We start from the raw sequence: 6,916 nt of genomic DNA, 5'->3' as shown, positions 1-6,916 counted from the left end.
AAAGATAGTTCTTAAAAGATACTAGACGGGTTCTAAGATGAAAATGGCAAGCGCTGAATGATCACTGGTTCTTTCATATTAAGTGCGATTTTCTTATGGCTGTGGGCTTTTTTTATCTGGACTGCTTGTTCATTGATCCACCGGGTGCAGTCAGCGTGATGTTCACCCCGAAAATAAATCTTCCCCGTGCTAAAGCCGATGACGGCAAATTTACGTTTTTCGCAAACAGCCGCCATTTTCTCTAAGGTTTGGTCAGAAATACTATCCTCAGAGTTTAGCAAGCGACGTACAGTCCGATCATTGATCTTGGCTTGTTTGGCAAATTCTGGATTGCTAAGCTTGTTCCTGTCGATATAGACTTGGACTAGTTTACGAACCACTTCACGATTCAATTCGATCACTCTCCATTCAGTTGAAATGAGCCGTTATTGTAGTTAATAGTTACCCCTGATTGCGTATTGAAGACCCAGACATTAGCTTGAAACTGTGATGGATTGTTAATCGACTGCACCAAAACGTGTGTGCCACGCGGTACCAGTTCTTGGCCAACGTACACGGGAATAACCTGATAAGCGACCGCATCGTCTTGGTGTGAGCTAAGATAATTGCGCGTCAGAGTTTCTGTGTAAGCCATACCCCCGGGATTTCGTTGGTCATTGGTACCAACATTTTGAGCACGAGTGCCAAGAATCACATTATGAGTCTGCATATCGCCACCTAGCGACCACGCTAACAGGTGGCTTTTATTATACAGATAACCTCGATAACCGTTAAGTTGGACCATTCGGTTATTGTTGCTGCGGCCAAACCATTGTTGCAGGTTTTTGTTATACACGCCATCAGCGTACTCACCGGCAACCTTCGTGGTTTTAGGAAAGGCTGGTCGCTTGCGTACAGAGCTTGCGTGACTGTGCATTATACTGTAGGTCACAATGGCAGAAACACTTTGCGTTCTTCCTAGATCATCCAAGCCTTCAAAGTAAGTTTGAGCGCGTGTGGTTTTCGCTTTCTGGGCGGCAGCTACTGTTTGCTTAAAACCATTTACGAAGATTGGAACGTTTTGATTAAGCGTTGTGTAGTTTTGCGGGTACTTTGTCAGATCAAATGGCAAGTTGGCAAGATCACTGTTTGTCTGCGCAGTCTCAGTAGTCCTCGTCGATGTAGCAGAGGAAGCAGCGGATTTGGTTGTACTTGATTGACTTGTGTTCGATCCTTGAACGGCTGAACAACCACTGATACTAATTGCTAATACTGTACTGAGGGCTAAAAACCATTTTGTTGTTAATTTCATATTGAAGTCCTTTCTGATTCGTTGTGGTGGCCTTGCTGAGCAAATAACGCCCGGTAAGGCTTAGTTTGCGTAGGGGCGGCGGGCCCTAGGCCGACCCGCACGCCCCGGCAACGTCTTGTCGTTTCAGGGTAGGTAACTGGCAAGTCCAGTTTGTACCTAAACCCGATTGGTTGCCGGTTGTCTGCTATCGTGCAAATCATGCAAGACTTATGCATAAAGCTTGTGGCGTGCCGCCACGCGGGCAAGCCCGCAGGAACCTTTCTACTGCCGGTTTTTGCCTTGCTTTGATTCCGCATTCAACCAGCAACAAAGCTGCTAAGGAACAAGTTCCTAAGCAGCTCTAGCAGAAAAAACAAGGGCCGGGCAAAATTTTGTTTCGCAAAGAACACTCCACAAATTTTTGCCACTTTCGCTACGCTCACCCTTGCGTTTCCTGCCGTAGCTGGTGTGCCTGTTACATCAAAGGCGGCTTCAAAAACCGCCGGTAGAAAGGGTGTCAGCAATGGAGAAATTACCATTTTACCTGCCAATGATTGAAGACGATGAGGAGAGTGTTTTTGACAGTTGGCCAAATGGACAAAGAACACACGCTAAATTGAGTGAGGGGTTACGTCCTTACATTCAAGAAATTGCTGTTAAAAGTCAAACGACCAGTCAAATTGAGAGAGACCGTTACGGCAACCAACGCCTAGCCTTTTATGCCAACGGGTGCGATACACCTTATTACGTTACCGAAGACTTCCTACTTACGCCTAATCAAACTCACGATGAAAAGAAGCTGTTAGTGACAGCACTTATGCTAGGCGATAGCAAGCTGACGGCGGTTGTATCTGACCAGTTACTAGCTCAACTTTCACCGAAGACCCGCGTATTTGCAAAATATCAGCTCATCAACCAACCAGCACAACAGTTTATGGACGAACACATCAGCATTCAGGTTATCAAATAGGAGGCTACCATGATTGATATTAGAAATACTTACAAACCTAATGTTCTGGAAGCTTGGATAAAGGAAACGAGAGAAGCCGGCAACTACGTGAGTGCTGAACTTGTCCAGTTACACGACGACCCACAACTAGGTAATGCTCTTGTGCTAGGCTTTCGCTTTGCTAAAACACCACGAGCACTTGTTGATGAAGACATAGTGTTCAGCTTCACTCACGAAACTAGCGGCCCAGTTTTTTGGCAGTTGGTCGGTGTGACGGAAGCGTACGCTAATGATTTCAATGAAGAACTAGCAGTTGCATAAAGGAGTGTAAACAATGACAAAAGGAAAGCTCTATCAAGTCAGCATTGACGAAATCGAATATCATCCTCACTTTATTATGGTTTACGCCAGTGAAGACGCGACGGACGAAGACCTACAGCGGCTCGCAACAGATTTCATTTTGAGCCAAAATCCTGAACTGCGCGAGAGTGATTTAGTCGATAGCGTCATTGTTGAACCCGGAGAGATGAATGAAGAACCAGATGTTGTAGCCGAAGGGCTACATTTTCCTAAGAGCGTTTGGGGAGTCAAAATGGGCTTACTTTACGCGCAAGCTGTTCACCATGCTACCTACGATGATGATGAGTTTGATGAGGTGGCTTACGTTCGGGACGAAACACAGGCGAAACGATTTGAAACCGAGGCCGCCGCAAAAGAATTTGCTAAATGGCTCAACCCGAATTGTGAAGTTGTTCCACTGGAAGAAGGTGACGACCATGATTGACCAACAACAAGCACAAGTCGCATTGAGTGAAGTCATTGAAGAACTGGACAGCGATACCTTTAATCGCTTGCGTCACGCGTTAGAACTCGTTGATGCTTATATTCGGCAAGGAACAGAAATCGAAAGAGGTCTTTAACCGTGAAAACTGCCTACGACGAAGTTGTGAAACAGCCATGTGACAAACTCGACCAGACCATGCAGGACATGACTTATTGTTACAACGAGACTGTGGTACCTAAGAAACAATACAAGAAACTTCTGACGAAGCAACTTGAAGAGGTCGTGGCTGTGAATATGGTCAATGCCTACTACAAAACACTTGCTGAATTCAACAAAGGTAATCGAGAGTGGTTCGTACTTGCTATCTTGTGCATTGAATTAGGAGTTAAGCCTGACAAAGCCAGTGCGCATGAATTAAGCGCCCTGCAGATGATTTCTAGCAACATTACTGGTAACCAAGCACCGCTACTCAATCCAAACATCAAGAATGCCTTTGAAGGTGCTACCAAGACTTAAAGAGTGCAAGCGCAATCTAGTCAGATTGTGCTTTTTCTGTTATAATGAGAATACAAACAGGGAGCACCCCCATAAGAGTGCTCCCCTAGCAGAGCCGTTTAAGACGGCGGTAACTATTAGGTTAAATAACCGTCAGCTAGCCAAAGCGAAGACGGTTATTTTTTTTGCTGATTTTTAATCAGCTCAACAACTAATGCTATCAGGGCTACGACAAACGTGCCGAACCCTAGCATAAGCTGTAAAGCGTCCGAAATGGACACAAGGCTTCTCCTTTCGTTGGTATCGTGGTACGTTGGTTTTTACACCATAAGCACCACCTCCAATCTACGGAAGTCGCCACCGTCTTTAACTTTTCTGCCACGTCTAGTATAGCATATAATTGGCTTCGTTCCTAGAGGCGCAAGGCATACAGCTATTTGCTACCGAAAAAAAGCCTCTTCGGCCAAGGCCGAGAAGCGTGGGGCGCCTGCCCCGCCCACGCGCTTCGGGCATCTGCCTGCCGCGAGGATTCAATCCGATCTCGGCAACATGATGCAACGGAACGGCAAAACCCAGCCGTTCTCGTCGCCAGCTCGACTGAAACCCAGCAGGTAGGGCATTACATACTTTGCTCTAGTCCTGATGCACGTTGTTTTTTCTGCTGATGTTGGGGCTTAACCGGCTGCGTTTGTTGATACTTCTGCTCATCTTCTTTGTCTACAGCGTTGTACCCATACTGCTTAATGAGATAGGCGCACTGTTGAGGATCGTTGGCTTCAAAGTAGCCCACAACTTTATCAGGCTGTTTAGTATCCACTAGCGCAAATTCGTCCTGACCCTTATCAACTAGTTGGGCCGTTTTTCCATCCTGACAACGATAGGTTTGTTCTAACTGCTGATCCATTGCTGCTGGGTGTTGGGCCAACTTAGCTAACTCATTCCAGTCTTTAGCAATTTTAGTCACCGGCAAAATGCCATTGTCAGCCTGGTAACGTGTGTTGTAGTAAGAAGATTTTGCTGCTAAATGGTCGCGGTCATGATCCTCAATACCAGGATTTAATTTTTTCGTAATGGCGTCCCAATTAGGCTTGTTATCATCGGTGCGATTAGCTTTGATGAATTTTGCTGCGGTTAGTAAAGCCTCATCTGAATTAAAGTTAGTTTTTCCGGTGTTGATGAGCACGCTGCTTTTGGCAATGGCTTGTGGCAGCGGAAAAGCCTGCTGGTAGTTCGTTGAAAGGTTGGTTGTTGCTTTAGCTGCTGCTGCCAATTCACGCCAGTCAATGCCCGCTTGATCTGCAGCTTGTTTCAAGCCTTGGTAAGTTGTCTGAGTGATCGCATTATCCTGTGGAAAGAGCGGCTTAAAAGTAGTTACCTCAGCCTCGGTATTAGCTAAGATGGAGTCTTGCAGCTTGTCATAAAGCTGATGACCGGCAGGGTCATTGTCGGAGCCAACATAAATAGTGGCTGGCAATTGCCCTTTTGTTTTATACATATTGACCGCCATATTCACGACACTTTCAACTTTGGTACCATCAACTGAGGCAATCATGCAATTCGTTAGCTCTGGGTGTTGTGTCCAGTAACTCAACGCATCAATCGGTGATTCAAAGACATACAAGTCTTGGGGTTTCCCCAAACTAAAATTGAAACCAAAATCAGATTGCGAGTTTGCGGCGATCTTTTTTTGCGTGCCACGTTTACCGTATTGTTTAAAATCAATTTCAGTGCCTTGAATACTTGCGCCAACGGCCTTGCCATTTCGCGCCCATTGAAAGATCAGATTGTTTTGTGAGTCCTGAAAAATGAGGCCCTTTTGGTACAGGCGGTCAACTAGATGAGGATTAATCCCTCTGGCGATGGTGAGGTAATCCCGCGCTCGATCAAAGCTATCAGCTCGTTTTAAGTAGTTATGATAGGCTGCCTTAGGCGCGGTCTGAATCTTTGTTTCACCGTAGTGACCAGCATTAAGAAACTTGACAGCTTGATAAAAGCCTTTCTGGTCTAAAAAGGTGGTGGCGAATTCAATCGCACCACCACCTAAATTCTGGGAGTTCCATTTCCATAGATTCTTTTTTGCATCAATAACTAAGGAGTCGTGATCGACACCGCGGTATTAATCGCGGGAATCCTCCTTGAGATCAATGCCAGCACTACGCGCAATATCAACTAAGGACAATTTACGGGCACGATCAATTTCAGATTGCGTCAAACGCTCACGTTTACCGCTATTGAGGTTTGTTGTTTGTTCCGGAGCATCGTTAAGCGTTGCTTCTGTAGTCTGTGCTTGATCAAAGTCCAAATTTTGAGCAGCTTGATCAGACAGCTCGATCGTATGCACACTGGCCTCATTGATTTCTTTGAGGGCTTGTGCCATCACTTTAGGATCTTTCGCCCAAGTGGCCACATATCCTAATGAATAGTCACCAGTGTCGATGCCAATGTTTTGCATGGCAATGTAAGCAACAGATTCGGCTTGCGCTTCTTTCCAAGCGCGTGGTCGATCAGCAAATGCCTGACCAATGCCATGTAGCTGACTGTGGCCGTACTCATGAAACAGCGTCTTGAGTTTCATAGCCGCATCTGTTTCTTGTGGACTAATCACAATTTCTTGGGTAGACGGCCGAAAGAAACCACGAACACCCGGTTCATCAATAGGGGCTTCACTGACCTTAACGTGACCTTCGGTATTAATGGCATCGACGACAGCGTGATATAAACGCTCCACGTTTTGGTGATCGCCCAACCGCTCCTTAATAAAATCTGTTGCGGATAGTAAAGCTTTGCCGTTGGTTTGACTGACATCGAATACTGAGCCGTAGCGATAACCAACAATTGCTCGTTCAGCGGTCGTTTTATATTTGACCTGTTCTTCTGACGTGAGCTTCTTAACGATTGGCATGGTGATCTTGATGGCGTGTTCACCCTTGCGAATGTGACGACCTAATTTGTCCCACTGCTTAAAACCGGCAACCCGCGTTGCATTAGGATGCTGCATATTAATCAAGAGCACATTACGAACAGAGTAGCCATGGAAGGCAGCATTTTGCCGAAGGTATTGCTTAAACTTTTGAGTATCAGCAAGTGCGCTCAATTGTTCTGTGGCTCGCTGCGCCATCTCATGTTCCCAGGCTTTGATCTCAGCTTTAGTCCTCGCCATCTTCACCATCCTCCTCCCATGTGACGTTGTTTTCTGCACCAGGAACTGGTTTGATGATCGGCTCCAAAGCGTATAACGGTCGATACTGATTGTCGGTAATCCGCTGCCAAGCGACCTGTCTCATTTTGATGGACGTTGGTTGCAAGCTAAAAGTTGGATACTCATCTAATCTATCAATGACAGGCAGCTCACTACCGAGCACTTGCATTTCATCTGCATAAATAGGTGGCATAACCATCTTCCTTTCTATATAGAAGG

At 45.9% G+C, this 6,916-nt stretch carries 9 protein-coding genes and 2 pseudogenes; 5 read left to right on the top strand and 6 right to left on the bottom strand.

Going from position 1 to position 6,916, the window contains the following annotated elements:
• Positions 1–32 precede the first annotated feature (32 nt).
• Complete coding sequence (locus tag GSO_RS13810; RefSeq protein ID WP_010493229.1) at positions 33–392, bottom strand: PH domain-containing protein; 360 nt, start codon at positions 390–392, stop codon at positions 33–35.
• Positions 393–397: 5 nt separating this feature from the next.
• A complete protein-coding gene (locus GSO_RS13805; RefSeq protein WP_003582052.1) occupies positions 398–1,291 on the bottom strand; it encodes a DNA/RNA non-specific endonuclease in 894 nt (297 codons plus the stop codon).
• Between the two features lie 502 nt (positions 1,292–1,793).
• Between GSO_RS13805 and GSO_RS13795 the strand changes: the two genes are divergently transcribed.
• Genes GSO_RS13795 through GSO_RS18010 form a run of 5 tightly spaced genes read left to right on the top strand, consistent with a single transcriptional unit; the run spans position 1,794 to position 3,519 of the window.
• The gene (locus GSO_RS13795) at positions 1,794–2,240 is read left to right on the top strand and encodes a hypothetical protein (RefSeq protein WP_010493223.1); all 447 of its coding nucleotides are present in this window, start codon (positions 1,794–1,796) and stop codon (positions 2,238–2,240) included.
• A 9-nt stretch (positions 2,241–2,249) separates the two neighbouring features.
• Positions 2,250–2,540, top strand: a complete 291-nt coding sequence (locus GSO_RS13790; RefSeq protein ID WP_003605660.1) for a hypothetical protein — start codon at positions 2,250–2,252, stop codon at positions 2,538–2,540.
• A gap of 13 nt (positions 2,541–2,553) precedes the next feature.
• A complete protein-coding gene (locus tag GSO_RS13785; protein ID WP_003605662.1) occupies positions 2,554–3,003 on the top strand; it encodes a hypothetical protein in 450 nt (149 codons plus the stop codon).
• Entirely contained in the window at positions 2,996–3,139 is a 144-nt protein-coding gene (locus GSO_RS18245) for a hypothetical protein (RefSeq protein ID WP_003605663.1), read from the top strand. The genes GSO_RS13785 and GSO_RS18245 overlap by 8 nt, the downstream gene beginning before the upstream one ends.
• Before the next feature lie 2 nt (positions 3,140–3,141).
• Positions 3,142–3,519 (top strand): hypothetical protein, encoded by a 378-nt coding sequence (locus GSO_RS18010; RefSeq protein ID WP_010493220.1) that lies wholly within the window; start codon positions 3,142–3,144, stop codon positions 3,517–3,519.
• A 155-nt stretch (positions 3,520–3,674) separates the two neighbouring features.
• On the opposite strand, the gene GSO_RS13770 is transcribed toward GSO_RS18010, so the two are convergent.
• The 4 genes and pseudogenes from GSO_RS13770 to GSO_RS13760 all read right to left on the bottom strand — a co-directional run bounded on the left by GSO_RS13770 (position 3,675) and on the right by GSO_RS13760 (position 6,890).
• A complete protein-coding gene (locus GSO_RS13770) occupies positions 3,675–3,779 on the bottom strand; it encodes a putative holin-like toxin (protein WP_010493218.1) in 105 nt (34 codons plus the stop codon).
• 159 nt (positions 3,780–3,938) lie between these two features.
• Positions 3,939–4,118 (bottom strand): annotated as a pseudogene (locus GSO_RS18705) (hypothetical protein).
• A pseudogene (locus tag GSO_RS16105) lies at positions 4,118–6,658 on the bottom strand (ArdC-like ssDNA-binding domain-containing protein). Before GSO_RS16105 ends, GSO_RS18705 begins: the two co-directional pseudogenes overlap by 1 nt.
• Positions 6,645–6,890, bottom strand: coding sequence for a hypothetical protein (locus GSO_RS13760; RefSeq protein WP_003605667.1), 246 nt, complete (start codon positions 6,888–6,890; stop codon positions 6,645–6,647). The pseudogene GSO_RS16105 and the gene GSO_RS13760 overlap by 14 nt, the downstream one beginning before the upstream one ends.
• Positions 6,891–6,916: the final 26 nt, after the last annotated feature.

Source organism: Lacticaseibacillus zeae DSM 20178 = KCTC 3804, assembly GCF_000260435.1.
Classification (GTDB): Bacteria; Bacillota; Bacilli; order Lactobacillales; family Lactobacillaceae; genus Lacticaseibacillus; species Lacticaseibacillus zeae.
The sequence above is the reverse complement of the archived record's forward strand: the minus strand, read 5'-3'. Positions and strand labels throughout refer to the sequence as shown.